This is a genomic window from Nonomuraea dietziae (assembly GCF_014195505.1).
GTDB lineage: Bacteria > Actinomycetota > Actinomycetes > Streptosporangiales > Streptosporangiaceae > Nonomuraea > Nonomuraea roseola.
The window spans coordinates 6,874,681-6,901,126 of the sequence record NZ_JACIBV010000001.1 but is presented as its reverse complement, the minus strand read 5'-3'; the positions used below and the strand labels follow the sequence as shown (position 1 = coordinate 6,901,126).

Here is a 26,446-nt window from a genome sequence, read left to right as displayed (position 1 = left end):
GGAGGCAGGCCTGCGGCCCGCGAGCCGCAGGGCCTCCTCAGCCCCGCGTCAGGACCAGGCCGCTGGTCGGCACCCCTGTCCCCGCGGTGACCAGTACGTTCTCGACACCGCCCACCTGGTTGACCGAGGTGCCCCTGATCTGCCGGACGGCCTCGGCGATGCCGTTCATCCCGTGGATGTAGGCCTCGCCGAGCTGGCCGCCGTGCGGGTTGACCGGCAGCCTGCCGCCGAGCTCGATGCCGCCGTCCTTGACGTAGTCCTTCGCCTCTCCCCTGCCGCAGAAGCCGAGCTCCTCCAGCTGGTTGAGGACGAAGGGCGTGAAGTGGTCGTACAGGATGGCGGTCTGGATGTCGGCGGGCGACAGTCCCGACATCTCCCACAGCCTCGTCCCGACCACTGACATCTCGGGCAGGCCCGCCATGTCGTCGCGGTAGTAGCTGGTCATCATCATCTGTCCCGTGCCCGAGCCCTGGGCCGCCGCGGCGATCACCGCGGGGGATCTGCGCAGGTCACGCGCGCGCTCGGCCGTGGTGACCACCAGCGCCACCCCGCCGTCGCTCTCCTGGCAGCAGTCGAGCAGGTGCAGCGGCTCCGCGATCCAGCGTGACGCCTGGTGCTCCTCCAGCGTGATCGGCCTGCCGTGGAACCACGCGGCGGGGTTGGTGGCGGCGTGCCTGCGCATCGCCACCGCGACCCTGCCGAAGTCCTCGGAGGTGGCCCCCGAGACGTGCATGTACCTGCGGGCGAACATCGCCACCCAGGCCGCGGGGGTCATCAGCCCGTACGGCACGTGCCAGCTCATCTCGAGCCCCTGGGAGGAAGGCTCGCCGCCCACCCTCGCGTCGGGCTGGCCGAACCTGCGTCCCGAGCGCTCGTTGAAGGCCCGGTAGCAGACCACGGTCCGCGCGGCCCCTGTGGCGACCGCCATGGCCGCGTGCATCACCGTGCCGCAGGCGGCGCCCCCGCCGTAGTGGACGCGGGAGAAGAAGGTGAGGTCGCCGATGCCCACCTCGCGGGCGACGGCGATCTCCTGGTTGGTGTCCTGGGTGTAGGTGACCATGCCGTCCACGTCGGAGGGGGTCAGGCCCGCGTCGTCGAGGGCGGCGAGCACCGCCTCCGCGGCCAGCCGCAGCTCAGAGCGTCCCGACTCCTTGCTGAACTCCGTGGCGCCGATCCCGGCGATCGCGGCCTCGGACCTCATGGCGCCGCCGTGCCGTCGCCGGGGGCGGGCAGGCGGAAGGCCACGGTGGCGGTGGCGTGGTCGCCGAGGCTGACCTTGCCGCGCACCTCCACGGTGTACTCCCCCTCCTCGCAGTCCACGACCGCGCCGGTGAAGGTCAGCCGGTCGCCCGCGTAGGCGGGGACCCCGAGCTTGACGTTGATCCGCTTGATCACGGCCTCGGGCCCGATCCAGTCGGTGACGTACCGCTCGACCAGCCCCATCGTGGTGAGGATGTTGAGGAAGATGTCCTTGGAGCCCTGGGCTCTGGCGCCCTCGACGTCGTGGTGGACAGGGGTGAAGTCCATGGTCGCCAGCGCCGTGGAGACGATCAGCGTAGGAGTGAGATCAATCGAGAGCTCGGGGAGAACCGAACCGATCTCGACCTGTCCTTCGGTCAGCGTACGCATCACGGCTCCCGCGGTGCCCACAGGGGAAGGGTCAGTTCGTCGTCCATCGAGCTGTACGTCACGCGCAACTCCATACCGATACCCACGTCCTCGACGGGACAGTCCACGATGTTGCCCACAATCCGCACCCCTTCCGGCAGTTCCACCACAGCCACCACAAAAGGCGTCTCTCTCCCCGGAACGGGCGGGTGATGGTGCACCACGAAGCTGTAGAGCGTGCCGAGTCCGCTGGCGACCACGTGGTCGCGGTTGGCCGATCGGCAGGTAGGGCAGAGCGGGCCCGGCGGGTGCCGTAGCTCGCCGCAGTCGCCACAGCGCTGGATACGCAGCTCGCCCTGTTTCACACCCTCCCAGAAGAAGGCGGTGTCCTGATTTATCGCCGGTTTCAGCGGATACGGCTTCTTCCGCTCCTTGGGCCGGAATTTCAGGACTCTGAAGAGCATCTCGGCGACCGGGTCGTCCTCCGAGTACCAGGTGACGGTCCAGGTGGCGAAGTAGCCCTCACCGAGGGCCGTGCTCTTCGGGCCCTTCAGGTCGGAGAAGCGGGTGGCGGCGGTGACCCGCTCCCCCACGCGCAGCGGCCGATGGTAGGTGTGGTCGCAGTTGGTGGCGACGACGCCGGTGAAGCCCGCCTCGTTGAGCGCGGTCATGACCTCGTCCACGGGGGACGGCTGGCGGGGCCCGAGCCCCTGCATCGTCCACACCTGCGCCATCGCGGGCGGCGCGACGCCGTTGGCCAGGTAGGCGGGGTTGGCGTCGCCCATGGCGGCGAGCCAGTGCCTGATCATGGGCTCGTTCACGGGGTCGGCGGCGGGAGCCCCCCGCACCTCGCCGAGGGCGGCCTGCTTGGCGGCGAGCTCCATGAGCTCCTCGTGCGCGCCCGTCTCTTCGCGATCGTGGGCGCTCATCGCGGCGGCCTCGGCAGCGACAGGCCCAGCATGGCGATGAGCTCGCGCTGCACCTCGTTGACCCCACCGCCGAAGGTGAGCACGACCGCGCCCTTGACGCCGTGGTCCACGCGCTCCATCAGCTCGGCCGTCTCTGGATCGGCGGGGTCGCCGTACCTGGCCAGGACGTCGCAGACGAGCCTGCCGATCTCCTGCATCCGCTCGGAGCCGTAGACCTTGGTGGCGGAGGCGTCGGGCGCGCCCAGCCAGCCGAGGTCCATGCTGGCCGCGACCTGCCAGTTCAGCAGCTCGTTCGTGCGGTAGTAGGTGTAGACCCTGGCCAGCGCTCTGCGCACGTCGGGCTCGGCGAGCAGCCCCTTGCCGCGCGCCCACGACAGGAACCGGTCGTAGGTCTGGGCGAGGTTGCCCGCGGGGCCGAGCGTGACGCGTTCGTGGTTGAGCTGGTTGACGATGAGGTCCCAGCCCTTGTCCACCTCGCCGACCACCATGTCCTCGGGGACCCTGACGTCCTGGTAGTAGGTGGCGTTGGTGTGGTGGCGGCCGTCCATGGTGACGATCGGCGTCCACGAGAAGCCGGGGTCGGCGCAGTCCACGATCATCATCGTGATGCCCTTGTGCTTCTTGGCCTCGGGGTTGGTGCGGGCGGCCAGCCAGATGTACTGGGAGTAGTGCGCGCCGCTGGTGAAGATCTTCTGGCCGTTGACGATGTAGTGGTCGCCGTCCTTGACCGCCGTCGTGCGCAGCGAGGCCAGGTCGGTGCCGGCCTCGGGCTCGCTGTAGCCGATGGCGAAGTGGCACTCGCCCGCCAGGATGCGGGGCAGGAAGAAGTCCTTCTGCTTGCGCGTGCCGTACTGCATCAGTGTGGGGCCGACGGTCTGCAGCGTGATGATCGGGTACGGCACGCCCGCGCGCGCGATCTCGTTGGCGAAGATCTGCTGCTCCAGCGGGCCGTAGCCGCCTCCGCCGTACTCCTTGGGCCAGCCGAGCCCCAGCTTGCCGTCACGGCCGAGCCTGCGGCAGTGCTCCATGTAGGCGTCGCCGAAGGGATCCTCGGCGATCTTCCTGCGGTCCTCGGGGGTGAGGCAGGCGCGGAAGTACTCGCGCAGCTCGTCGCGGAGCGCGCGCTGTTCGGGGGTCAGGTCGATCAGCATCAGAGGTGCGCTCCGATCAGGTCGAGCTGGGCGTCGGCGCCGCCGAGGAGATGGGTCAGGTGCTTGGCCTGGGCGAAGTAGCGGTGCAGGGGATAGGTCACGTCGAGGCCGAGCCCGCCGTGCAGGTGCTGGCAGGTGAACAGCGCCTTGAACGCCTCGCACACGTGGAACCCTGCGATGGCCACGTCGTCGCGGTCCATGCCCCACGCGGCCGACCACATCGCGACGTCGAGGGCGCGCGAGGCGATGTAGACGTCGGCGATCTGCATGGTGACGGCCTGGAACTCGGCCAGAGGGCGGCCGAACTGCCTGCGGGTCCTGATGTAGTCGGTGGTCAGCCTGAGCGCTCCGGCCAGGACACCGCTGGCCTGGGCGGCGATGGCGACGGTGACGATCAGCCGTGGGTCGTCGCCGGGCCCCGCGAGGCGCTCGCCACCCCTGTCGCGGATCGTCCCCGAGGGCTCGCCCGTGGAGGTGAACTCGGGGGTCACCTCGAAGTCGTCGGTCAGGAACACGCCCTCGTCCGTGGCGTAGAGGACGTGCGTGGCCTGTTGCGCGTAGGGGGCGCTCATGCCCTTGACCGCGACGGTGGGCAGGCCGTCGACCTGCCTGCCGTACCGGGCGAGGGCGAGGGAGGCGGCGAGGACCGGCAGCGCGGGCACGGCGGCGGCGACGGCGCCCACCTCGCGCAGCACCACGGCCATCTCCACCGCGCCGAGCCCCTCCTCCGGCGTGCAGATGCCCGCCAGACCCGCCTGCTCCATGGCCGGCCACTCGGGGTTCTTCGCCAGCAGGTCGGCGGTGAGGGTACGCAGGTCCTGTTGGGTCTCGTCCAGGGTGAAATCCACTCAGCTCTCCAGTAGGTGCGTGCGGCCGTGCCGGGCGAACTCTTCCTCGATCACGTCGATGTCCTCGCCTGTCAGCCTGGTGAACGCCGAGCCGGGGCGGAACCAGACGGGGTCGGAGGTGCGCCAGGCCTGTCCGGCCAGGACGCGTTTGACTACCTTGTGGGAGGCGGTCTGCGGCAGCTCCCCGCAGATCCGGATGTATCGGGGTACGGCCTTGGCGCCGAGCGACTCGGTGAACGCGGCGAAGGCCCCGGGGTCGAACGGGCGGTCCATGACGAGCGCCGCCATCACCTGGTCGCCCGCCGCCGCGTCGGGCACCGGGTAGACCGCCGCCTCGACCACCCCGGGGAACTCCCTCAACGCCGACTCGATCGGTGCGACCGCCAGGTTCTCGCCGTCCACGCGCAGGCGCTCGGTGCCCCTGCCCGCGAAGAACACGAACCCCTGCGGGTCGGCGTAGGCCAGGTCGCCCGACCAGTAGGCGCCCTGCCTGACCCGCTCGGCATCGGCCGCGGGGTCGTTGTAGTAGCCCTCGAACAGGCCGACGCCCCTGACGTTCACCAGCTCGCCGATCGCCTCGTCGGAGTTGGACGGCCTGCCGTCGACGATGATCGCGGGCGCGCAGCGCTCGCCCGTCGCCGGGTTCCTGATCTCGATCCCCTCGGGGAGCCTGCCGAGGGCGCCGCTGGGCCCGGACGGGTCCGGCGTGACCGACAGGGCCGTCTCCGTGGAGCCGAACGCGTCGATCACGTGGCAGCCGAACCGCTCACCGAAGCGTCTGATGGCGGTCGCGCTGCCCTCGTTCCCGAAAGCGATCCTCAGCGGGTTGTCGGCGTCGTCGGGGCGCGGGGGCGTGGCCAGCACGTAGGACAGCGCCTTTCCGACGTAGTGCAGGTAGGTGCAGCCGTGGCGGCGCACGTCCCGCAGCAGGCCGGAGGCCGAGAAGCGTCTGCGCAGCGCCAGCGTCGCGCCCGAGGCCACGGCGGGGGCGAGGGCGGCCATGACGGCGCCGGAGTGGAAGAGCGGCATCGAGCAGTAGACGACGTCGGCGGGCGTCAGCATCGCGGCGAGGTTGGCGCCGGGAACGGCGATCTTCCGCTGGGTGATCCGCACGGCCCTCGGCGCTCCCGAGGTGCCCGAGGTGAAGATCAGCATCACCAGCTCCTCGGCCGCGGCCGCCCGAGCGCCGCCGCCGTCACCCCCGGCCGTCTGGGGGAACCCGGCCGTCTCCGCGAACCCGGCCTTTCCGGCGAACCCGGCCTGCTCGGGGAGCCCAGCTGTCTCGGGGAGCCCGGCTGTCTCGGTGAGCTCGGTCAGGCGGAGGGAGGGAAGGGGCAGGGCCCGTGCGAGGTGCTCGTAGGGGGCCTCCCACAGCAGCAGGTCCACGTCGGTGGCGGCGGCGTCCCTCCGCAGTTCGGCCGCCGATCTGGTCGGGTTGAGCGCGACCACCACAGGACCGCCGAGCGCCGCCGCGCCGATGAGGAAGACCAGGTCAGGGAGGTTGTCGCACAGGACGCCCACATGCCGGGCCCCTGCCAGGCGCCTGGCATGGGAACGGCAGCGGCCGACGACCTCGCGCCACGTCCAGGAGAGGTCCTCGAACAGCAGCCCTGGACGGTCGTCGTCGGCTCGTCGTTCGAGCAGGGCGGCAAGCGTGTCCTCGGTCATCCGGCCTCCCAGCAAGCGCTCGGTCAACCGTTCCGCAAACTAGAACAGATTCTAGTATCTGTCCAGTGCCTGGCTGCGTCATGACTCCGTGAACGCTGGGCCCATCAGGCCCGGTCCGTGACCGGTAAGTAACAAGCGGGGCCGACGGGACATCGGATAACGTGTTCTCATGCGCCCTCCGCATGCGACGATTCCCGCGCATGACCCCCAGCCCGACACCGGCGCGCGCACCAGGAGCCAGCGCCAGCGCCGCAAGCGCATCGTCCAGGCCGCCGCCGCGCTCGCCTCGCGAGGCGGTGTCGAGGCGATGCAGATGCGCACGGTCGCCGAGCGGGCGGGCGTCGCCCTCGGCACGCTCTACCGCTACTTCCCCTCCAAGATGGACCTGGTCGTCGCGGTGGTCGGCGAGGAGATCGACCTGCTGGAGAGCAGCATCGAGCGGCGCCCCCCGAGCGCCACGACGGCGTCGGGGCGCGCGGTCGACGTCCTCATGCGTGCCACCCGCGGCCTCATGCGCGAGCCCGAACTGGCCGACGCGCTGATCAGGTCGTTGATCCTGGCCGAGGTCGAGACGCCGTTCGGCGACCGGATGGCGGGGCTGCTGCTGCGGGTGGCGGGCGGACCCGACGCCGCCGAGGACGACCTGGTGCTCACCGGACTGCTGTCCAGCGTGTGGGTGCAGGAGCTGCTGGAGATGCTGCGCGGGCGGCGCACCCATGAGCAGATCCAGCGGCGCATCGAGATCGCCGCGACGCGGCTGCTGTCCGACCTCTGACTCAGCGTCGAGGCGTCTGTGAGCGGAAGCTGTGGCCGAGCTCCGCGCCGAGGCCGAAGTAGTGGCGGAAGTTGTAGATCAGCGGGCTCCACAGGGCCGGGTCGATGTGCTGGGTGCCAGGCACGACGAGGCGCGGATCGGCGTGGACCCTGAGCACCCTGGCCTCCACGATGAGGAAGTCGCCCGACACGTTGGGCCGCACCCGCACGGCGCGGCTCTCCAGCTGGATCGGACATCCGGCCACCCTGGGCGGCCTCACCAGATCGGAGGGTTCGGCCCGCAGGCCCGCCGCCGCGAACTTGCCCGGCTCGAAGCGGAAGGCGCCCTGCTTGTGCTCTGGAACGGGGTTGCGTCCCGTCAGCGGGGCGAGCCGCTCCACCGCCGCCCACTGCCCCGGCTCCGGCAGGTTGATCACCAGGTCGGGCCTGACCGCCAGGTTGTGTCCCGTCTGGCCCTCGGCGCCCAGGCCCAGGACGACCACCTGCCCGAGCGCCCACGCGGAGGACATCGGAGCGAGGTTGGCCGAGCCGTCCTCGTTCTCGGTGGAGAGCAACACGACCGGTGTCCCGAAGTAGAGGATGCTCGGCGTGATCGTCACGTGGTCCGTCGCCACGTCGGTGATGTTCATGGGCTCGACCGTATGAGCGGATCACTTCGGCGGGCGCCGAAGAATCACGAACGGCCCGCGAAGGTGCGGCGGTAGGCGTGCGGCGAGACGCCCACCACGGCGTGCAGGTGCTGACGCAGGGAGGCTGCGGTGCCGAAGCCCACGCGTTCGGCGACCTGGTCCACCGGCAGGTCGCTCGACTCCAGCAACCGCCTGGCCAGCTCGACGCGCTGGCCGATGAGCCACTGGCCGGGGCTCATGCCGACCTCCTCCCTGAAGCGCCTGGTGAAGGTGCGCCTGCTCATCCGCGCGTGGTCGGCCAGGTCGTCCAGCAGGAGCGGCTCGTGCAGCCGGGTCAGCGCCCACGTCCTGGTCGCGGCGGTGCCCGTCGAGGAGGGCTCGGGCATCGGGCGCTCGATGTACTGGGCCTGACCGCCGTCGCGCCACGGCGGCACGACGCACCGCCTGGCGACCTGGTTGGCGACCTCGCTGCCGTGGTCGCGCCTGATGAGGTGCAGGATCAGGTCGACGCCCGCCGCGGCGCCCGCCGAGGTGAGCACGTCGCCGTCGTCGACGAACAGCACCTCGGGAGCGACCCTGACCGCGGGGAAGTGCCGCTCGAAGTGCTCGGCGTGCGCCCAGTGCGTGGTCGCGGGACGGCCGTCGAGCAACCCCACAGCCGCCAGCACGGAGGCGGCCAGGCAGATGGAGACCATCCGGGTGCCCCGCCGTACCGTCGAGAGCGCCTCGATCAACGCGGGCGGCAGGTCGGCGGGCCCCCTGACCTCGCCGAACCACTCGGCGGCGGGCAGGATCACGGTGTCGGCCGTGGCCAGGACGCCCGCGTCGTGCTCGACCGCGATCGAGAAGTCGGCGTCCGTCCGCACGGGCCCGCCGTCGAGCGAGCAGGTGATCACCTCGTAGCGCCCTCTCGCCGTGCCGAAGATGCGCGAGGCGAGGCTGAGTTCGAACGGGATGACGCCGTCGAGCGCCAGGACGACCACACGATGCATGGCCCAATCCTTACACATTGTGGCCAATGGGCCACTTGGCCTCGCCCCCTGGCAGGCGACAGGGTGGAAGGCATGAGAGCAATCAGTCAAGACGTTCTGGGCGGACCCGAGGTCCTCAAGGAGATCGAGCTGCCGCGCCCCGAGCCGGGGCCGACCGAGGTGCTGGTGCGCGTGCACGCGGCGGGGCTCAATCCGACCGACTGGAAGCACCGCGCCCACGGCGGCCTGCTCGGCAAGCCTCCGTTCGTGCTGGGCTGGGACGTCTCCGGCGTCGTCGAGGAGGTCGGCTCAGGCGTCAGCCTCTACGACCCGGGCGACGAGGTCTTCGGGATGCTGCGCTATCCGTTCGGGCACGGCGCCTTCGCCGAGTACGTCACCGCGCCGTCCAGGACCTTCGTCCCCAAGCCCGCCGGCGTCGACCACGTCCAGGCGGGCGCGCTGCCGCTGGCCGCGCTGACGGCGTGGCAGGCGCTGGTCGACACCGCGGGCGTGCGGTCGGGCCAGCGGGTGCTCGTGCACGCCGCCGCGGGCGGCGTCGGCCACCTCGCCGTCCAGATCGCCAAGGCGCGCGGCGCCCATGTCATCGGTACGGCCAGCGCCGCCAAGCACGACTTCCTGCGCTCGCTGGGCGCCGACGAGCTGATCGACTACCGGACCGAGGACTTCGCCGCGCTGAGAGACGTCGACGTGGTGCTCGACACGATCGGCGGCGACTACGGCCCCCGCTCGCTGGAGACGCTGCGGCCGGGCGGCTCTCTCGTCTCGATCGTCCTGTCGCGCGTGGACGAGGAGCTCGCCGCCAAGGCGCTCGGCCTGCGGGTGCGGGCGCGCAGCATGCTGGTCGAGCCCGACCACGCCGCCATGAAGGCCATCGCCGCGCTGGTCACGGCGGACAGGTTGAGAGCGGAGATCGCGGCGGTGCTGCCCCTGGAGGAGGCGGCCAAGGCGCATGAGCTCGGCGAGACGAACAGGACGACCGGCAAGATCGTCCTGGAAGTCGGGCCTTCCACGGCAAAGTAGAACGCGTTACTGTTTGCCTCCAGAGCATCATTCTGGAGGCTGCTGTGACCACACCGGTGATCGTCGAGGCCGTCAGGACCCCGATCGGCAAGCGTGGCGGCTGGCTGTCGGGGCTGAAGCCGCAGCAGGTGCTCGCCGCAGCGCTGAACGGGCTGATCTCCCGGTCGGGGATCGACCCCCACCTGGTGGAGCAGGTGTTCGCCGGATGCGTGACACAGGCGGGCGAGCAGGGCGGCCACGTCGGACGGCACGCGTGGCTGTACGCGGGCCTGCCGTACCGGGCGGGGGTCACCACGATCGACGCGCAGTGCGGGTCGTCGCAGCAGGCCGTGCACCTGGTGGCGGCGATGATCCAGGCGGGGGTGATCGAGGTGGGCGTCGCCTGCGGGGTCGAGGTGATGAGCAGGGCGCCCCTCGGCAGCAACGTGTTACCGGCCAAGCCCCGGCCCGACGACTGGTCGATCGACCTGCCCGACCAGTTCACCGCCGCGGAGCGGATCGCCGGGCGGCGCGGGCTGACCAGGCAGCGGCTCGACTGGTTCGGCGCCAGGTCGCAGCGGCTGGCCGCCAAGGCGTGGGCCGACGGCAGGTTCGCCAGGGAGATCGTGCCCGTAGGCGAGGTCTCCAGGGACCAGGGCCTGCGCGAGACCACGGAGGAGAGCCTGTCGGCGCTCAGGCCGGTGCTCGGCGAGAACGGGTTGCACACCGCGGGAACCTCGTCGCAGATCTCCGACGGCGCGGCCGCGGTGCTGCTGATGAGCGAGTCGGCGGCCAGGCGGCACGGCCTGCGGCCGAGGGCCCGCATCCTCGCGCAGACGCTGGTGGGCTCGGAGCCCTACTACCACCTGGACGGCCCCGTGGACGCCACGGCCGCGGTCCTGCGGCGGGCGGGCATGACGATGAGCGATCTCGACAGGTTCGAGGTGAACGAGGCCTTCGCCGCGGTCGTGCTGTCGTGGGCCTCGGCGCACGAGCCCGACATGGACAGGGTGAACGTCAACGGGGGCGCGATCGCGCTCGGGCACCCCGTCGGGGCCACGGGAGCCCGCCTCGTCACGACGGCGCTGCACGAACTGGAGCGGGCGGACCTGTCGACCGCGCTGGTGACGATGTGCGCGGGCGGCGCCCTGGCCACCGCCACCATCCTGGAGCGCACGCTGTGACCTCGCGCGTGCCGTACGCCGGTCAGCGCCCGCGCGATCTGGGCGGCGGGGTGCGCAGCGTACCCGTCCCGATCCCCGGCAGTCCGCTCGGCTACACGCTGGTCTACGCCATCGACTCGCCAGGGGGGCCGCTGCTCGTCGACGCCGGGTGGAACCACCCCGACGCCTGGCAGGCGCTGAGCGCTGGCCTGTCCGAGCTGGGCATGGACGTCTCCGCCGTCAGAGGCGTGGTCGTCACCCACTTCCACCCCGACCACGCGGGCCCTGGCGGGGCGGGTGCGCGAGGAGTCCGGCGCGTGGATCGCGATGCACGAGGAGGACGCGCGGCTGGTCAAGCTCATGCGCGGCTTCGGCGAGCGGGCGCACCGCGACTTCCAGTCCGAGATGCTGCGCCGCGCGGGCGCCCCCGCCCTGACCCTGGAGGACGGCGCGCGGCCTGAGCCGCCCGCCCAGCCCGACCTGGAGCTGCGCGACGGCGATCTGATCGACCTTCCGGGGCGCACGCTGCGCGCGATCCACACACCCGGCCACACCCCTGGCCACGTGTGCCTGTTCCTCGAGGACGCCGCCCGACTGTTCACCGGCGACCACGTGCTCCCTGACATCACACCCCATATCGGGATTTATCCGTATGACAGGGATGACATCGACCCGCTCGACGACTTCCTCACCTCCCTGGACAAGGTCGCCGCCCTGGGCCGCACCGAGGCGCTGCCCGCCCACGAACGGGTCTTCGACGACACCGCCGCCCGCGCCGCCGAGATCCGCGCCCACCACGAGGACAAGCTCATACGGCTGGCCGCCGTGCTCGCCGAGCCCCTCACCATCTGGGAGGCCGCGGCCCTGATGAGGTGGAACCGGTCGTGGGAGGACCTCTCCCCCATGCTCAGGGGCATGGCGGCGGGCGAGGCCGCGGCCCATCTGCGCGCCCTGGAGACTCGTGGCCTGATCCGGCGGCTTCCTGAGGTCGATCCCGTGCGCTTCGTGGCCGTAGACTCCTAGACATCCGATGTCTAGGGGGATTACGTGGCGGTCACGGACGCGGCCATCGACAAGATCAAGCAGATGATCCTCTCGGGCGAGCTCTCCCCGGGCGACAGGCTGCCCAAGGAGGCCGACCTGGCCGAACGCCTCGGCCTTTCGCGCAACTCGCTGCGCGAGGCCGTGCGGGCGCTGGCCCTCATCAACGTCCTCGACGTACGGCAGGGCGACGGCACCTACGTCACCAGCCTCGAGCCCAGGCTCCTGCTCGACACGATGTCCTTCGTGCTCGACCTGCACCGCGACGACACCGTGATCCAGTTCTTCGAGGTGCGCCGCATACTCGAACCCGCCGCCACGGCGATGGCCGCGACCGCGATGAGCGACGACGACGTCGCCGAGCTGAAGGCGGTCCTCGACTCCCTGCCCTCCGAGCCGACGATCGAGGAGCTGGTGGCCAACGACCTCACCTTCCACCAGCGCATCGCCCAGGGAGCGGGCAACGCCGTCCTGTGCTCGTTCATCGAGAGCCTGTCGGGCCCGACGACCCGTGCGCGCATCTGGCGCGGGCTGACCCAGGAGGGCGCGATGGAGAAGACCCAGGAGCAGCACACGGCGATCTACGAGGCGATCGCCTCGCGGCAGCCCGAGGTGGCCCGCTCGTGGGCCATCGTCCATGTGGCGGGCGTCGAGGCCTGGCTGAGGAAGGCTCTCTGAGCGCTCGTCGGGCGAGAACCAGCGGACCGGCAGATATCGGACTGCGCGTCTGTCCCCGTTGTGGCAGGTTGATGTCGTGCTGATCCGTGACCTCGACCCCGACCAGGCGCTGCTTGACCTGCAGCGCGCCGCCTACGCCGTGGAGGCGGAGCTCATCGGCGACGACCGCATCCCGCCCCTGCACGAGTCGCTCGACGAGTTGCTCGCCGAACCCCTGCGCTGGAGGGGCGTCTTCGACGACGACGGCACGTGCGTGGGCGCCGTGGCCTGGGCGGAGACGCCGGAGGAGATCGACATCGACCGCCTGGTCGTGCACCCCCGAGCCCATCGCAGGGGAATCGGCAGGGCGCTGGTGGCCGAGCTGCTCGGCAGGGCGGCTGGCAGGCATGTGATCGTCTCCACCGGCCGCGACAACGGCCCCGCGAGGACGCTCTACGAGAAGCTGGGCTTCACCAAGGTCGAGGACGTCGAGGTGATCCCAGGACTGTGGACAACAAGGTACGAGATTAACGGGTAGGACCCCGGGTGTGGCCGACAAGCTGGAGAGCTACCGAGGCAAGAGAGACCCTTCCAGGACCCCTGAGCCGGTCCCCGACCAGCCGCCCGAGCCCAGGGGCGACGACACGTTCGTGATCCAGGAGCACCACGCCAGGTCGCTGCACTGGGACCTGCGCCTCGAGCGCGACGGCGTGCTCGCCTCGTGGGCCATCCCCAAGGGGCTGCCCGAGGATCCCGCGATCAACCACCTGGCGGTGCACACCGAGGACCACCCGATGGAGTACGCGACGTTCGAGGGCGAGATCCCGCGCGGCGAGTACGGCGGCGGCGCGATGACGATCTGGGACCGCGGCACCTACGAGACGGAGAAGTGGTCGGACCGCGAGGTGAAGGTGGTCCTGCACGGCGAGCGGGCGCAGGGCAGGTTCGTGCTCTTCCAGACGCGCGGCAAGAACTGGATGATCCATCGCATGGATCCCCGCCTCAGGGACCCGCTGCCCGAGCTCGCCCCGATGACGCCCGTCACCAGGACCAGGCTCCCCAAGAACGCCGACGGCTACTCCTTCGAGTTCGCGTGGGGCGGGCGCAGGACGCTGGTCCCGATCGAGGGAGGCCGCACCACCCTGCCGCTGCTCAGACCGCTGGCCGAGCGGTTCGGCAGCAGGACCGCGGTGCTCGACGGCGAGATCGTCACCATGGCGGGCGCCGAGATCTTCATCGCCTACGACCTGCTCTACGACGAGGGCAGGTCGCTGGTCGCCGAGCCGTACCTGCGCAGGAGGGCGGCGCTGGAGGCGCTGGAGATCGCCGGCCCCCGCTGGCAGACCGCGCCCGCGTGGCGGGGTCAGCCCCAGCCGGTACGGCAGGCCGCCCGCGACCAGGGCCTGCCAGGAGTGGTGGGCAAGCTGATCGACTCCCCCTACGAGGAGGGCGAGTCGAGATCCTGGGTCTTCGTGCCCTCCTCCTGACCTGCGCCCGGCAGCGCGGCGCGAGGCCGGAGGGGTCGCCCCTCCTCCCGAGCCGCGTGCCCGTTCACCCTGGAGGCCGGACCAGGCCCTCCGACGTCAGCTCCGTCCACACCTCCTCGGGCACCGGCCGCGCCGCGAGGTCGGCGTTGCGCCTCACCTCGCCGGCGTTGCGGGACCCCAGCACGATCGACGACACGGCGGGGTGCCGAAGGGGGAACGCGATCGCCGCCTGGGGCAGGCTCACGCCGTACCGCGCGCACACCGCGGCGATCTTCCTCGCCCGGTCCACCAGGCTCGCGGAGGCGGGGGCGTAGTCGAAGGTGCCGCCTGGCTCGTCGGTCGCCAGCATGCCGCTGTTGAAGACCCCGGCCGCGATCACCCGCACCCCTCGGGCGGCGCACTCCTCCAGCAGGGGCAGGCCCGACTGGTCGAGCAGCGTGTAGCGTCCCGCCAGCATGACGACGTCGATGTCGGTCTCCCTGACGAACCTCAGCGGCAGCTGCCACTGGTTCATCCCGAGCCCGATCGCCCGCACCACTCCCTCCTCGCGCAGGGCGGCCAGCGCCGGATAGGCCTCGGCGAGGGCCTGCTCGGCGTGGTCGTCGGGGTCGTGGACGAGGGCGAGGTCGACCGAGGGCAGGCCGAGCCGTACGAGCGAGTCGTCGAGGGAGCGGCGCACTCCCGAGGCGGAGAAGTCCCACTTCCTGTGCAGGTCGGTGGTGACGGCGAACCCCTCGGTGTCGGGCGCGGGCTCACCCCGCTCCAGCACCCTGCCGACCTTGGTCGACAACACGTAACCCGACCGTCCGGCCAGGGCCGAGCCGAGGCGGCGCTCGGACAGGCCCAGGCCATAGTGGGGAGCGGTGTCGAACAGGCGCACCCCGGCCTGCCACGCGGCCTCGACGGCGTCGAAAGCCTCCTGATCGCTCACGGGGCTGAACAGGTTGCCGATGGGCGCGCCGCCGAAGCCGAAGGCGGGCAGTGCGAGGCTCATGCCATCTCCCAGACCAGCGCGAGCCCGCCGGAGTCCTTGTCGAAGTCGCCGTCGAGCAGGCGGTTCATCCGGGCCTGCCACGCCTTGTCGGCGGGGTGGTCCTTCATCGCCGCCTGCAGGGCCGCGTAGTCGTCGACCTCCACGAAGTGGAACAGGTCGAGACCGTCCCTCCAGATCCGCCAGGAGTGGACGCCGTTCTCGCGCATGGCCCGCTCGAGCTCGGCGGGAACGGTGGCGTGCTCCCTGTCGTAGATCTCCTCGCAGCCCGCCTTAAGCCTGGTGCGGAGCGCCAGCCGCTGCATCTCAGTCCTGCGCCTTCCCGCCGGCCACCCGGCTGATCATGAGAGCCACCAGGATGATCACGCCGTAGACGAGCTGCTTCCACTCGCCCGGCACACCCTTCAGCGTGAGGATGTTCTCCACCAGGCCGATCACCAGCACGCCGGTGAGGGCGCCGAAGATCGTGCCCTTGCCGCCGTCCATGCTGACGCCGCCGATGACCGCCGCGGCGAACACCATGAAGATCCAGCCCACGCCCTGGTTGGCGCTGATGCCGCCCAGGCGTCCGGTCTCCAGGATGCCCGCGAGCGCGGCGAGGGCGCCGCCGATGATGAACACCGTCCACACCACGCGCTCGACGCGGATGCCCGCCGCCCGGGCGGCGTCGGCGTTGCCGCCGATGGCGTACAGCGAGCGCCCCACGCGGAAGTAGCCGAGCGTCACGATGCCGACCGCGAACAGCACGCCCGCGATCCAGATCGCGGCCGGCAGGCCGAGCCAGGTGGCGCTGCCCAGGTAGAGCAGGGACTCGGGCAGCTCGAACAGGCTCTTGCCGCCGGTCAGGCCCAGGTGCAGGCCGTGCACGACGATCAGCATGGCCAGCGTCACGACGAACGCCGACAGCTGGAACTTCAGGATCAGGAAGCCGTTGAACGCCCCGATCGCCGCGCCGATGAGCAGGCAGATCGGGATCGCCAGCAGGCCCATGCCGCCCGAGGCGGCGGGGATCAGCAGCACCGTGATCGCCGGCGCCATGCCGACCGTCGACTCCAGCGACAGGTCGAACTTGCCGGCGATCAGGATCAGCGCCTCGGCCAGCACGACCAGCGCGAGCGCCGACTGCTGCTGCAGCACGTTGGTCAGGTTGCCGGGGGTGAGGAACACCGGATCGACGAAGGCGCCCACGACCAGCAGCAGGACGATCACCGGCACCAGCGTCAGGTCCCTGAACCTGGTCAGCCTCAGCCTGGGCCCCGCCGCGCTCACCGCGGTGGGCGCGGACGGGGTGGTCGATGTGGTCACTGTTCGATACCTTCCATCACGGCCACGAGCTCGTGGTCACTCCAGCCACGCGGCACGTCCTTCACGACCCTGCCGTGGAACATCACCAGCACCCTGTCGCAGACGCGCAGGTCGTCCAGTTCGTCGGAGACCAGGACGGCTCCCGCTCCCCTCTCGACGGCGTCCTCGACGGCGCCGAGCAGCGACTGCTTGGCCTTGACGTCCACTCCGGCGGTCGGGTTGATCACCACCAGCGCCTTGGGGTCGTCGGCCAGCGCTCTGGCCAGCACGACCTTCTGCGCGTTGCCTCCCGACAGGTCGCCGACGGGCTGGTCAGGCCCCTCGGTCTTGATGTCGAGATCCTTGATCATCTCTACGGCCCGCGCGCGCCTGCTCGCGGGGGACACGAAGCCGAACCTGCCGAGCTTGTGCGCGATCGGGATCGTGGCGTTCTCCGCGATCGACAGCAGAGGGACGAAGCCCTCGTGGTGACGGTCCTGCGGCACGAAGCCGAGCCCCGCCTTCAGCGCGGACGGCACGTCCTTGATCGGGGTGCCGTTCACGCTCACCACCCCCTTGTCGGGCCTGCGCAGGCCCACCAGCGTCTCGGCCAGCCCGACCTTGCCGCTGCTGCCCGAGCCCGCCAGGCCGACGATCTCGCCGGAGCGCACGGTGAGGTCGACCGCCTCGTAGCGGCCGGTCAACGACAGGCCCTTCGCGGCGAGCACGACGCCGGTGCCTGCCGTACGCGATCGGTAGGTGTAGGTGGCGGTGGCCTCGCCTGTCATGGCGGAGACCAGCTCGTCGTGCGGCAGGTCGTCGACCTCGGCGGTCCTGATGTGCCTGGCGTCGCGGAAGACCGACACGCTCTGGCAGATCTCGTAGACCTCGTCGAGGTGGTGCGAGATGAACATCATCGTGACGCCCTGCTCGCGCAGCGCGCGCATCCGCTCGAAGAGCCGCTCGATGGCGGGGCCGTCGAGCTGGGCGGTGGGCTCGTCGAGGATGATGAACGTCGCGCCGAAGGAGAGGGCGCGGGCGATCTCGACGAGCTGGCGCTGCTCGACGCCGAGGTCGCCGGCGAGCACGTCGGCGTCGATGTCGACCTGGTAGGTCTCCAGCACCTCGCGGGCGCGGGCGCGCAGCGCCTTCCACTTGATCGGGCCGCCGGCGGTCTGCCTGTTGAGGAAGAGGTTCTCCGCGACGGACAGCTCGGGGATGATCGTCGACTTCTGGTAGACGCAGGCGACCCGCCGGCGCCAGGCGTCCCTGTCGGCGAGAGGGGGCGCCGCCTCTCCCGAGAACAGCACCTCGCCCTCGTCGGGACGCTGGAGCCCGGTCAGGATCGACACGAGCGTGGACTTGCCCGCGCCGTTCCTGCCGACGAGGGCGTGGGTGTCGCCCTCTTTGATGGAGATGCCGGCTCCGTTGAGCGCCACGGTTGGGCCGAAGCGCTTCACGATGTTCCGGGCTTCAACGTGATTTTTCATTACTTGACCTGGTTACCCCAGAGATTCGGGTCGTCCACGTTCTCCTTGGTCACCAGCGGGGCGGGAAGCTGGTCCTCGAGACCGTTCGGCAGCTGGATGATCGTGGAGTCGTGGTCGGTCGGGCCCGGCTTGAAGGTCTTGCCCTCCGCGGCGGCCTTGGCGTAGTAGAGCGCGTACTTGGCGTACAGGTCGGCCGGCTGGGAGACCGTGGCGTCGATCTCGCCCTTGCGGATCGCCTCGAACTCCTGCGGGATGCCGTCGTTGGACACCACGAAGACATGCTTGGCGTCCTCGGGGGCGACGAGCATGTTCTTGGCCTTCAGCACCTGCAGCGTCGGGGCCAGGTGGACCCCGCCCGCGTGCATGTAGATGCCCTTGACGTCGGGGTTCTGCTCCAGACGGGTCTGCAGCATCGAGGCGGCCTTGCCGCCGTCCCACTCGGTCGGCTCCTCGAAGACGGTGATCCCGGGGAACTTGGTCTTCATGCACTCGCGGAAGGCCTCGGCCCTGTCACGGCCGTTGACCGACGACAGCGCGCCCATCAGCTCGACGACCTTGCCCTTGCCGCCCAGCTTCTCGCCGAGGAACTCGCAGGCCTTGGTGCCGTAGGCGCGGTTGTCGGCGCGCACGACCATGTAGACCTTGCCCTTGTCGGGCCTGGTGTCCACGGTCACGACCGGGATCTTCTTGTTCTCCAGCTGCTGGAGCGTGGAGGCGATCGCGCCGGTGTCCTGCGGGGCCATGACCATGACCTTGGCGCCCTGGCTGACCAGCGCCTGCGTGTTGGCCACCAGCTTGGCGACGTCGTTCTGTGAGTTGGTCGAGTTCATCAGGTCGACCTTGAGCTCGGTCGCCATCTGCGGGATGTACTTGATGTAGGAGTTCCAGAAGTCGGAGTCGGCCCGCGGGTGGTCGATACCGATCTTTCCGCCGGTCGCGCCGCTCGCGGCGGCGCTCGGGCTGCTGCCGCTCTCTGTGGAGCCGCACGCGGTGATGAGAGCCAGAAGGGCCGCGCTCGCGACCACGGGGCCGAACTTCATGATTTCGCCTCTTTATGGGGGGTGGATTCCTAGTTGCTCGGACGCAGGCGCAGACCCTGCATGCCGCCGTCGACGGCGAGTGACGTGCCGGTGGTGGCGCTGGCCTCGGGCCCCGCCAGATAGCTGATGGCCGCTGCCACCTCCTGCGCCGAGACCAGGCGGCCCATCGGCTGGCGGGCGTTGAGCGCCGCCCGCTCGGCCTCGGGGTCGTCGGCCGCGTCGAGGAGCCTGCCGACCCATGGGGTGTCGGCGGTACCGGGGTTGACGCAGTTGACCCTGATGCCCTCGCGGACGTGGTCGGCCGCCATCGCCAGCGTCAGCGACAGGACCGCGCCCTTGGTGGCGCTGTACAGGGCCCTGTTGGGCAGTCCCGCGGTGGCCGCGATGGAGCAGGTGTTCACGATCGAGGCGTGCTCCGACTGCCTGAGGTACGGCAGCGCCGCCCTCGACACCCTCACCAGGCCGAGGACGTTGACGTCGTAGACCCGGCGCCACTCCTCGTCGGGGTTGGCCTCGATCGTGCCCTGGGCGCCGATGCCGGCGTTGTTCACCAGGACGTCGAGCCCGCCGATGCGGTCGACGGCCTCGGCGACGGCCGCACGGACCTGGTCGTCGTCCGTGACGTCGGCCTTGACGCCGACGAACGGCTCGCCGGGCGGGTTGACGTCCAGGCAGGCGACCTTCCAGCCGCGCGCGGCGAACGCCTCCGCGGTGGCCAGCCCGATGCCGGACCCGCCGCCGGTGACCAGAGCTCTGATGACGGTCATGAGTTCCTCCAGACCTCTCCGTCGGGGAAGGAATGGGCGGCGATCGACTCGGGACGCATCTCCGCGCTGAAGCCCGGCCTGCTCGGGGCGGCGTAGCGGCCCTGCTCGATCACCACGGGGTCGACGAAGTGCTCGTGGAGATGGTCCACGTACTCGATGACCCTGCCCTCCATCGTTCCCGCGACCGCGACGAAGTCGAACATGGACAGGTGCTGGACCAGCTCGCAGAGGCCGACGCCGCCCGCGTGCGGGCAGACGGGCACGCCGAACCTGGCGGCCAGCAGCAGGATCGCGATGTTCTCGTTGACGCCGCCGACCCTGGCGGAGTCGAGCTGCAGGTACGACAGCGAGCCCGCCTGGAGCATCTGCTTGAAGATCATGCGGTTCTGCACGTGCTCGCCGGTGGCCACCTTGATCGGGGCGATGGCCCTGGCGATCGTGGCGTGCCCGAGCACGTCGTCGGGGCTGGTCGGCTCCTCCACCCAGTGGGGGCCGAACTCCGACAGCGCGTGGATCCAGCGGATGGCGGCGCCGACGTCCCAGCGCTGGTTGGCGTCGATCGCGATGGGGAAGTCGGGGCCGCAGACCTCTCGGGCGACCTTGAAGCGACGGACGTCGTCCTCGAGGTCGGCGCCGACCTTCAGCTTGATCTGGGTGAAGCCGTCGTCGAGCGCCTCCTTGCACAGGCGGCGCAGCTTGTCGTCGTCGTAGCCGAGCCAGCCGGGCGAGGTGGTGTAGGCGGGGTAGCCGCTCTCCTTCAGCCTGGCGATGCGCTCGGCCTTGCCGACGGCGCCCTTGCGCAGGATGGCCAGCGCCTCGTCACGGGTCAGCGCGTCGCTCAGGTAGCTGAAGTCGACCAGCTCGACGATCTCCTCGGGGGACATCTCGCCCAGCAGCAGCCACAGCGGCTTGCCTTCGCGCTTGGCCTTGAGGTCCCAGAGGGCGTTGACCACGGCGGAGACCGCCATGTGCATGACGCCCTTCTCGGGGCCGAGCCAGCGCAGCTGGGAGTCCCAGACCATCTCCTTGTACAGCGCGCCGAGGTCCTCGGCGTCCCTGCCGATCACGTACGGCTCCAGCGCCTTGATCGCGGCGGTCTGCACGTCGTTGCCGCGCCCGATCGTGAAGGCGAAGCCGTGCCCCTCGAAGCCGTCGTCGGTCCTGAGCACGACGTAGGCGGCGGAGTAGTCGGGGTCCGGGTTCATCGCGTCGGAGCCGTCGAGCTCCAGCGAGGTGGGGAAGCGGATGTCGTGGGTCTCCACCGCCACGATGCGGTAGTCGCTCATGCCTGACCCACCGTCTGGCGCTGGCGCCCGAGGCCGTCGATCTCCAGCTCGATCACGTCGCCGCTCTTCAGGTACGGCTGTCCCGGCAGGCCCAGCGCCACGCCCGCGGGCGTGCCCGTGTTGATGACGTCACCGGGCTCCAGGACCATGAACCTGCTGAGGTAGCGGACGACCTCGGCCACGTCGAAGATCATGTTCTTGCTGTTGCCGTCCTGGCGGAGCTCCCCGTTGACCCACAGCCGCATGCCGAGGTCCTGCGGATCGCCGACCTCGTCGGCGGTGACCAGCCAGGGGCCCAGCGGGTTGAAGGTCTCGCACGACTTGCCCTTGTCCCACTGGCCGCCGCGCTCGAGCTGGAACTCCCGCTCCGAGACGTCGTTGGAGATCGCGTAACCGGCGATCTTCGTCAGCGCCTCCTCCCTCGACTCCAGGTAGCGGCAGGTCTCGCCGATGACCACGGCGAGCTCGACCTCCCAGTCGGTCTTCACGCTGTCACGCGGGATCAGGACCTCGTCGTCGGGCCCGATCACCGTGTTGGGCGCCTTCATGAAGACGACGGGCTCGGTGGGCGGGGTCGCACCCGTCTCCGCCGCGTGGTCGCTGTAGTTGAGGCCAATGCACACGATCTTGCCGGGCCTGGCGATCGGCGGGCCGACCCGCAGGCCCTCGGCGTCGATCGCGGGCAGGTCGCCGCGCTCCAGCGCGTCGCGGACGCGCGCCACTCCCCCTGAAGCGAGGAAAGCCCCGTCGATCTCGGGCTCTCCGATGTCGTACAGGTTTCCTGCGGCGTCCATCACCGCCGGGCGTTCCTGACCGACATGTCCTACTCGCAGCAGCTTCACACCGCATCCCTCGGCTATACATCGGATGTCTTGCTTCCTGATGCTCGTGCGCCGTCGAGTCGCTGTCAAGTAGTCCTCTGCAGATACATCCGATCCGTGACCTGGCCAGATGGTGTTCTTTGTCGTATGTGAACGATCACCCACGCCAAACATCGGAGCTGAACCCTTGTTACCACCGCGTTTCAGGTGCTACCTAGTTGGCGGACACCCCCGATTCACCGGAGGATTCGTTGGCCGTACCCCGCGCCTTAGTTCTGCTCTCCGCCCTCCTGATCGGAGCCTTCCCCGTGCCAGCCGCCCAGGCCGCCGCCGCCGGCCCACCCGACGACCTGACCCTCTGGTACGACCAACCGGCCACCAACTGGGAGAGGCAGTCGCTGCCCATCGGCAACGGCGCGCTCGGCGCGACGGTGTTCGGCGGCGTGGCAGGCGAGCAGCTGCAGTTCAACGAGAAGACCCTGTGGACCGGCGGCCCCGGCTCCAAGGGCGGCTACGACTTCGGCAACTGGACCAGCCCGAGGCCGGGCGCGATCGCCGAGGTCCAGGCGCAGATCGACCGCGACGGCAGGATGTCGCCCGACGCGGTGGCCAGGAAGCTCGGCCAGCCCAAGAGCGGTTTCGGCGCCTACCAGACCTTCGGCGACCTCTGGCTGGACACCGGCCACACGGCCGCCACCGGCTATCGGAGGGAGCTGAGCCTGCGCGAGGCCGTCGCCAGGGTCGGTTACACCTCGGGCGGCGTCACCTACGCCCGCGAGTACTTCGCCAGCCATCCCGGCAACGTGATCGTCGGCAGGCTCAGCGCGTCGGAGGCTGGCAAGGTCTCCTTCACGCTGCGGACCTCGTCGCCTCGCGACGACAAGACGGTCTCCGTCAAGGACGGCAGGCTGACCGTTCGCGGCGCGCTGGCCGACAACGGCATGGTGTTCGAGTCGCAGGTCCAGGTCATCACGACCGGCGGCAGCCGTACCGACGGAGCCGACCGGATCACCGTCACGGGCGCCGACAGCGCCGTGTTCGTGCTGTCGGCGGGCACGGACTACGCCGGCTCCTACCCCACCTACCGGGGCGAGGACCCGCACGCGAAGGTCACCGCCACGGTCGACGCCGCCGTCGCGAAGGGCTACGACGGGCTCAGGCGGGCGCACCTCGAGGACTACACCGATCTCTTCGACCGCGTGAAGCTCGACATCGGGCAGAAGGCGCCCTCCGTACCGACCGACAGGCTGCGCGCCGGCTACACGGGCGGCTCCTCCGCCGACGACAGGGCGCTGGAGGCGATGTTCTTCGCCTACGGCCGCTACCTGCTCATCGCCTCCTCGCGTGACGGCTCGCTGCCCGCCAACCTGCAGGGCGTGTGGAACAACTCCACCAATCCGCCGTGGTCGGCCGACTACCACGTCAACATCAACCTGCAGATGAACTACTGGCTGGCCGAGCAGACCAACCTGGCGGAGACCACCACGTCCTACGACGACTACATCAAGGCGCTGGTCGCCCCGGGGCAGCGGACCGCCAAGGAGATGTTCGGCTCACGCGGCTGGGTGGTCCACAACGAGACCAACCCGTTCGGCTTCACCGGCGTGCACGACTGGTCGACCGCCTTCTGGTTCCCCGAGGCCGCGGCCTGGACCACCCAGCAGATGTACGACCACTACCTGTTCGGCAAGGACCTCGACTACCTGCGCTCGGTCTACCCGGTCATGCGCGAGGCCGCGCTGTTCTGGGTGGACAACCTGCACACCGACCCAAGGGACGGCAAGCTCGTCGTCTCCCCCAGCTACTCCCCCGAGCACGGCGACTTCTCGGCCGGCGCGTCCATGTCGCAGCAGATCGTCCGCGACCTGTTCGGCAACGTGCTGGAGGCCGCCGCCGCCCTCGGCACCGACGAGCCCGAGGTACGGCAGGCGATGGAGCGGCTCGACCCCGGCCTGCGCATCGGCCGCTGGGGCCAGCTCCAGGAGTGGAAGTCCGACTGGGACGACCCGACCAACACCCACAGGCACGTCTCCCACCTGTTCGCCCTGCACCCCGGCCGCCAGATCGCCCCTGGATCCAAGGAGGCGAAGGCGGCCGAGGTCTCGCTGACCGCGCGCGGCGACGGCGGCACCGGCTGGTCCAAGGCCTGGAAGATCAACTTCTGGGCGCGACTGCTCGACGGCGACCACGCGCACAAGATGCTGGGCGAGCAGCTCAAGGGCAGCACCCTGGACAACCTCTGGGACACCCACCCGCCCTTCCAGATCGACGGCAACTTCGGCGCCACCTCCGGCATGTCCGAGATGCTGCTGCAGTCGCAGTCGGGCGTGGTCGACGTGCTGCCCGCGCTGCCGTCGGCATGGGCCACGGGCTCCGTCCAGGGACTGCGCGCTCGTGGTGACGTGACCGTGGACGCCACCTGGAAGAACGGTGCGACCAGCGAGATCGCGCTGCACGCGGGGTCGGCGGGGCCGCTGACCGTGCGCAACCAGATCTTCGCCGGACGGTTCAGGCTTCTCGACCCTGCCGGCCGGGCCGTCCCTCTGACCAGAAACGGCGACACGGTCACCTTCACCGCCGAGGCGGGGAAGACCTACCGCGCCAAGGGAGAGGTCCGCGTCGCCCTGGAGGCGCCCGCCGAGACGGGCGCGGGACAGTCGTTCCCCGTCAAGGTCACCGTCACCGCCACGGGCGGCCGCGCGGTCCCCGCGGGCGACGTGACGCTTCAGCTGCCCCAGGGCTGGACGGCCACGCCGGGCTCGGTCCACCTGCCCGCCACGACGCAGGGCAGGACGAGCAGCGCGGCCTTCACCGTCACCTCGGGTCCCGCCGACGGCTCGCGCAGCGCCCGGATCACCGCGACCGTGAAGGGCGACGCATGGTCGGGCCGCGCCTCCGCCTCGCTCGCCGTCGCCCCCTGCGCGGTCCCGTCGGCCGGCAAACCGCTGGTCGCATGGGACCCCTCCGCCGGCACGACCGTCGCCGACGGCTCGGGCAACGGCAGGGACGCGACCGTCACGGGCACGGCGGCCTACGACGGCGACGGCGGTCTGGTGCTCGACGGCGCCACCTACCTGACCACCGCGCCCACCACCCTCGGCTTTCTGAAGGAGGCCTCCTTCGCGGCCGAGGTCAAGGTCGCGGGCAGCGGCTACCGCCGCCTGTTCGACTCCCAGCCCTCGGGCGACCCCGGCAACGACGGGGTGCTGATCGACCTGACACCCGACAACAGGGTCCGCTTCATCGGCGCGGGCCTCAACGTCACCACCGACGCCAGGGTGCCCACCGGCCGCTACGTCGACCTGGTCGTCACCATGGACCGCGACGGCACGGTCACCGTCTACGCCGACGGGGCGCGCATCGGCGGCGCGAAGGTTCCTGCCGACGGGATCACCGGCTGCGCCACCAGGCCGCTGCGCTTCGCGGCCGACCAGGGCGGCGGCCAGCGTCTCAGCGGCGCCGTGGACCGCGTCGCGATCTTCGCCCGTGCGCTGACCCCAGCCGAAGTCCCCACCTGGCAGCGGCTCGCCTTCTGAAAAGACCCCGTGGACGACTCGTTCCACCCGTCCCGCCGGGCCGTGCTCGGCGGGACGGCGGGCGCCTCGCGCTCGCCATGATGGGCGCGCTGCCCGCACACGCTCAGGCGCCGCGCCGCGCGCATCGGGACGCGACGCGTTCGTCCGGGACCCGTACGCGCATCCGGATCTGTCACCTTCATCCGGGCCCGTCACGCGAATCGGGACCCGTCGCCCTCATCCGGACCTGTCGCGCCTTCGGGCCTGGAACCAGAGCGATCCGAGAGCGACCAGCGCGCCGCCGGCCGCCCCCGCGAGCAGACCGACCACGAACCCGGCGCCTCCGCCGGACACATTGATCATCAGCATCAGCGAGGCCACCAGGCACACCGCCGCGAACCCGACCAGCAGGAAGAACCGCCTGCTGAGGAAGACGCCCTTCCCCGGCGCGCGGGGAGGGGCTCCCAGCTGCGCCTCCGGCCCGAGGCTCGCCGCCTTCGGCCGCTTGAAGTACTCGTAGAAGAACCAGGTGCCGCACGGCTCCCAGCCGTCGGGGGCGAGCTCCTCGACGAGGGCCTTCCTGCCCTTCCTGGCGATTACCTCGCGACGGTACTCCCAGCGCTGGGGGTTGTCCTCGTCGCGGTGGCTGACGAACCTGCCTGTCGCGTCGACCCTGTCGACCTCCCAGCCCTGGTCGCCGAACTCGTTCAGGTGGCGCTCGTCCACGAAGATGTCGGCCGTCCAGCGCCAGGTGCTCGACTCGGCGGCACTCTCACTCGCAGGCGCGGCACCGAGCTGCTGCGCGAAGTCGGCGGCGGGGCCGAACTCCTCCTCGGGGTCGCCCCCGCTCTCCGCCAGGTACGCGGTGAGGTCGGCGACGGTGGCCGTCACCGTCTCCTCAGGCACGCCGCGCTCGCGCAGCCGTACGGCCAGCTCGTCGAAGTAGGTGCTCACTGGATGCCTCCCTTGGCCAGCACCGACCGCACCGACCTGTCGAAGGCGACCCACAGGTCGCCCTGTTCGGCCAGGGTGCTTCTGCCCTGCTCGGTCAGCCGGTAGTAGCGCCTGCCCGGCCCCCGCTCGGTGACCCTGAACTCGGCCGCGACCAGCCCCGCCTCTTCCAGGCGGTTGAGCACCGGGTAGAGCGTGCCGCCCTTGATCTGGCCGAGGCCTGACTCGGCCAGGCTCTTGGCGATCTCGTAGCCGTAGTTCTCACCCTCGGTGAGGCTGGCCAGGACGAGCAGGTCGAGCACGCCCTTGAGCCAGCTCGCCCGGCGGTCGGCGCTCATGCCGTACCTCTTTCCAT

The 26,446-nt window shown here is 70.6% G+C and carries 26 protein-coding genes and 1 pseudogene; 9 read left to right on the top strand and 18 right to left on the bottom strand.

What is annotated here, in order from left to right; translation table 11 throughout:
- Nucleotides 1-37 precede the first annotated feature (37 nt).
- Genes FHR33_RS33005 through FHR33_RS32980 form a run of 6 tightly spaced genes read right to left on the bottom strand, consistent with a single transcriptional unit; the run spans nt 38 to nt 6,204 of the window.
- A complete protein-coding gene (locus FHR33_RS33005; RefSeq protein WP_183656080.1) occupies nt 38-1,201 on the bottom strand; it encodes a lipid-transfer protein in 1,164 nt (387 codons plus the stop codon).
- On the bottom strand, nt 1,198-1,629 hold the full coding sequence (locus FHR33_RS33000; RefSeq protein ID WP_183656077.1) for a MaoC family dehydratase: 432 nt from the start codon (nt 1,627-1,629) through the stop codon (nt 1,198-1,200). The genes FHR33_RS33005 and FHR33_RS33000 overlap by 4 nt, the downstream gene beginning before the upstream one ends.
- The gene (locus tag FHR33_RS32995; protein WP_183656074.1) at nt 1,629-2,537 is read right to left on the bottom strand and encodes a bifunctional MaoC family dehydratase N-terminal/OB-fold nucleic acid binding domain-containing protein; all 909 of its coding nucleotides are present in this window, start codon (nt 2,535-2,537) and stop codon (nt 1,629-1,631) included. The genes FHR33_RS33000 and FHR33_RS32995 overlap by 1 nt, the downstream gene beginning before the upstream one ends.
- Complete coding sequence (locus FHR33_RS32990) at nt 2,534-3,688, bottom strand: acyl-CoA dehydrogenase family protein (protein WP_183656073.1); 1,155 nt, start codon at nt 3,686-3,688, stop codon at nt 2,534-2,536. Before FHR33_RS32990 ends, FHR33_RS32995 begins: the two co-directional genes overlap by 4 nt.
- Nucleotides 3,688-4,536 (bottom strand): acyl-CoA dehydrogenase family protein, encoded by an 849-nt coding sequence (locus tag FHR33_RS32985; protein WP_183656071.1) that lies wholly within the window; start codon nt 4,534-4,536, stop codon nt 3,688-3,690. The genes FHR33_RS32990 and FHR33_RS32985 overlap by 1 nt, the downstream gene beginning before the upstream one ends.
- Nucleotides 4,537-6,204 (bottom strand): AMP-binding protein, encoded by a 1,668-nt coding sequence (locus FHR33_RS32980; protein WP_183656069.1) that lies wholly within the window; start codon nt 6,202-6,204, stop codon nt 4,537-4,539.
- Nucleotides 6,205-6,373: 169 nt separating this feature from the next.
- On the opposite strand from FHR33_RS32980, the gene FHR33_RS32975 reads away from it, so the two are divergent.
- Nucleotides 6,374-6,979 (top strand): TetR family transcriptional regulator, encoded by a 606-nt coding sequence (locus tag FHR33_RS32975; RefSeq protein ID WP_183656067.1) that lies wholly within the window; start codon nt 6,374-6,376, stop codon nt 6,977-6,979.
- 1 nt (nt 6,980) lies between these two features.
- Here FHR33_RS32975 and FHR33_RS32970 read toward each other — a convergent pair whose 3' ends face one another.
- Together FHR33_RS32970 and FHR33_RS32965 are read right to left on the bottom strand one after the other, a co-directional pair.
- On the bottom strand, nt 6,981-7,607 hold the full coding sequence (locus FHR33_RS32970) for a flavin reductase family protein (protein ID WP_183656065.1): 627 nt from the start codon (nt 7,605-7,607) through the stop codon (nt 6,981-6,983).
- Between the two features lie 44 nt (nt 7,608-7,651).
- On the bottom strand, nt 7,652-8,599 hold the full coding sequence (locus FHR33_RS32965) for a GlxA family transcriptional regulator (protein ID WP_183656063.1): 948 nt from the start codon (nt 8,597-8,599) through the stop codon (nt 7,652-7,654).
- Between the two features lie 72 nt (nt 8,600-8,671).
- On the opposite strand from FHR33_RS32965, the gene FHR33_RS32960 reads away from it, so the two are divergent.
- The 7 genes and pseudogenes from FHR33_RS32960 (at nt 8,672) to FHR33_RS32935 (ending at nt 13,946) form a co-directional block, all read left to right on the top strand.
- Nucleotides 8,672-9,619: an NADP-dependent oxidoreductase gene (locus FHR33_RS32960; protein ID WP_183656060.1), complete on the top strand. Its 948-nt coding sequence runs from the start codon at nt 8,672-8,674 to the stop codon at nt 9,617-9,619.
- A gap of 44 nt (nt 9,620-9,663) precedes the next feature.
- Nucleotides 9,664-10,782: a steroid 3-ketoacyl-CoA thiolase gene (locus FHR33_RS32955; RefSeq protein ID WP_183656059.1), complete on the top strand. Its 1,119-nt coding sequence runs from the start codon at nt 9,664-9,666 to the stop codon at nt 10,780-10,782.
- A pseudogene (locus FHR33_RS52870) lies at nt 10,731-10,985 on the top strand (hypothetical protein); the annotation flags it as partial. The gene FHR33_RS32955 and the pseudogene FHR33_RS52870, both read left to right, overlap by 52 nt.
- Nucleotides 10,986-11,058: 73 nt before the next feature.
- Nucleotides 11,059-11,784, top strand: a complete 726-nt coding sequence (locus FHR33_RS32950) for an MBL fold metallo-hydrolase (RefSeq protein WP_312895827.1) — start codon at nt 11,059-11,061, stop codon at nt 11,782-11,784.
- 24 nt (nt 11,785-11,808) lie between these two features.
- Complete coding sequence (locus FHR33_RS32945; protein ID WP_183656057.1) at nt 11,809-12,480, top strand: FadR/GntR family transcriptional regulator; 672 nt, start codon at nt 11,809-11,811, stop codon at nt 12,478-12,480.
- A 76-nt stretch (nt 12,481-12,556) separates the two neighbouring features.
- Nucleotides 12,557-12,997: a GNAT family N-acetyltransferase gene (locus tag FHR33_RS32940; protein WP_183656055.1), complete on the top strand. Its 441-nt coding sequence runs from the start codon at nt 12,557-12,559 to the stop codon at nt 12,995-12,997.
- Nucleotides 12,998-13,007: 10 nt separating this feature from the next.
- Nucleotides 13,008-13,946: a DNA polymerase ligase N-terminal domain-containing protein gene (locus FHR33_RS32935; protein WP_183656054.1), complete on the top strand. Its 939-nt coding sequence runs from the start codon at nt 13,008-13,010 to the stop codon at nt 13,944-13,946.
- A gap of 64 nt (nt 13,947-14,010) precedes the next feature.
- Here FHR33_RS32935 and FHR33_RS32930 read toward each other — a convergent pair whose 3' ends face one another.
- The 8 genes from FHR33_RS32930 to FHR33_RS32895 are packed head-to-tail and all read right to left on the bottom strand — an operon-like array spanning nt 14,011 to nt 21,646.
- Entirely contained in the window at nt 14,011-14,940 is a 930-nt protein-coding gene (locus FHR33_RS32930) for an aldo/keto reductase (protein ID WP_183656052.1), read from the bottom strand.
- Nucleotides 14,937-15,242: an L-rhamnose mutarotase gene (locus tag FHR33_RS32925; protein WP_183656050.1), complete on the bottom strand. Its 306-nt coding sequence runs from the start codon at nt 15,240-15,242 to the stop codon at nt 14,937-14,939. Before FHR33_RS32925 ends, FHR33_RS32930 begins: the two co-directional genes overlap by 4 nt.
- Nucleotide 15,243: 1 nt before the next feature.
- Nucleotides 15,244-16,242, bottom strand: a complete 999-nt coding sequence (locus tag FHR33_RS32920; protein WP_312895826.1) for an ABC transporter permease — start codon at nt 16,240-16,242, stop codon at nt 15,244-15,246.
- Nucleotides 16,239-17,711, bottom strand: coding sequence for a sugar ABC transporter ATP-binding protein (locus tag FHR33_RS32915; protein ID WP_183656048.1), 1,473 nt, complete (start codon nt 17,709-17,711; stop codon nt 16,239-16,241). Before FHR33_RS32915 ends, FHR33_RS32920 begins: the two co-directional genes overlap by 4 nt.
- A complete protein-coding gene (locus tag FHR33_RS32910) occupies nt 17,711-18,751 on the bottom strand; it encodes a sugar ABC transporter substrate-binding protein (protein ID WP_183656045.1) in 1,041 nt (346 codons plus the stop codon). Before FHR33_RS32910 ends, FHR33_RS32915 begins: the two co-directional genes overlap by 1 nt.
- A gap of 29 nt (nt 18,752-18,780) precedes the next feature.
- A complete protein-coding gene (locus FHR33_RS32905; protein WP_183656042.1) occupies nt 18,781-19,518 on the bottom strand; it encodes an SDR family NAD(P)-dependent oxidoreductase in 738 nt (245 codons plus the stop codon).
- Nucleotides 19,515-20,804 (bottom strand): L-fuconate dehydratase, encoded by a 1,290-nt coding sequence (locus FHR33_RS32900; RefSeq protein ID WP_183656039.1) that lies wholly within the window; start codon nt 20,802-20,804, stop codon nt 19,515-19,517. Before FHR33_RS32900 ends, FHR33_RS32905 begins: the two co-directional genes overlap by 4 nt.
- Nucleotides 20,801-21,646: a fumarylacetoacetate hydrolase family protein gene (locus tag FHR33_RS32895; RefSeq protein WP_183656036.1), complete on the bottom strand. Its 846-nt coding sequence runs from the start codon at nt 21,644-21,646 to the stop codon at nt 20,801-20,803. Before FHR33_RS32895 ends, FHR33_RS32900 begins: the two co-directional genes overlap by 4 nt.
- 287 nt (nt 21,647-21,933) lie before the next feature.
- On the opposite strand from FHR33_RS32895, the gene FHR33_RS32890 reads away from it, so the two are divergent.
- A complete protein-coding gene (locus tag FHR33_RS32890) occupies nt 21,934-25,161 on the top strand; it encodes a glycosyl hydrolase family 95 catalytic domain-containing protein (protein WP_312895825.1) in 3,228 nt (1,075 codons plus the stop codon).
- Nucleotides 25,162-25,377: 216 nt separating this feature from the next.
- Here the strand turns inward: FHR33_RS32890 and FHR33_RS32885 are convergent, their stop codons facing one another.
- Together FHR33_RS32885 and FHR33_RS32880 are read right to left on the bottom strand one after the other, a co-directional pair.
- Nucleotides 25,378-26,094 (bottom strand): DUF2812 domain-containing protein, encoded by a 717-nt coding sequence (locus FHR33_RS32885; protein WP_183656033.1) that lies wholly within the window; start codon nt 26,092-26,094, stop codon nt 25,378-25,380.
- A complete protein-coding gene (locus tag FHR33_RS32880; protein ID WP_183656030.1) occupies nt 26,091-26,429 on the bottom strand; it encodes a PadR family transcriptional regulator in 339 nt (112 codons plus the stop codon). Before FHR33_RS32880 ends, FHR33_RS32885 begins: the two co-directional genes overlap by 4 nt.
- Between the last annotated feature and the right edge of the window lie 17 nt (nt 26,430-26,446).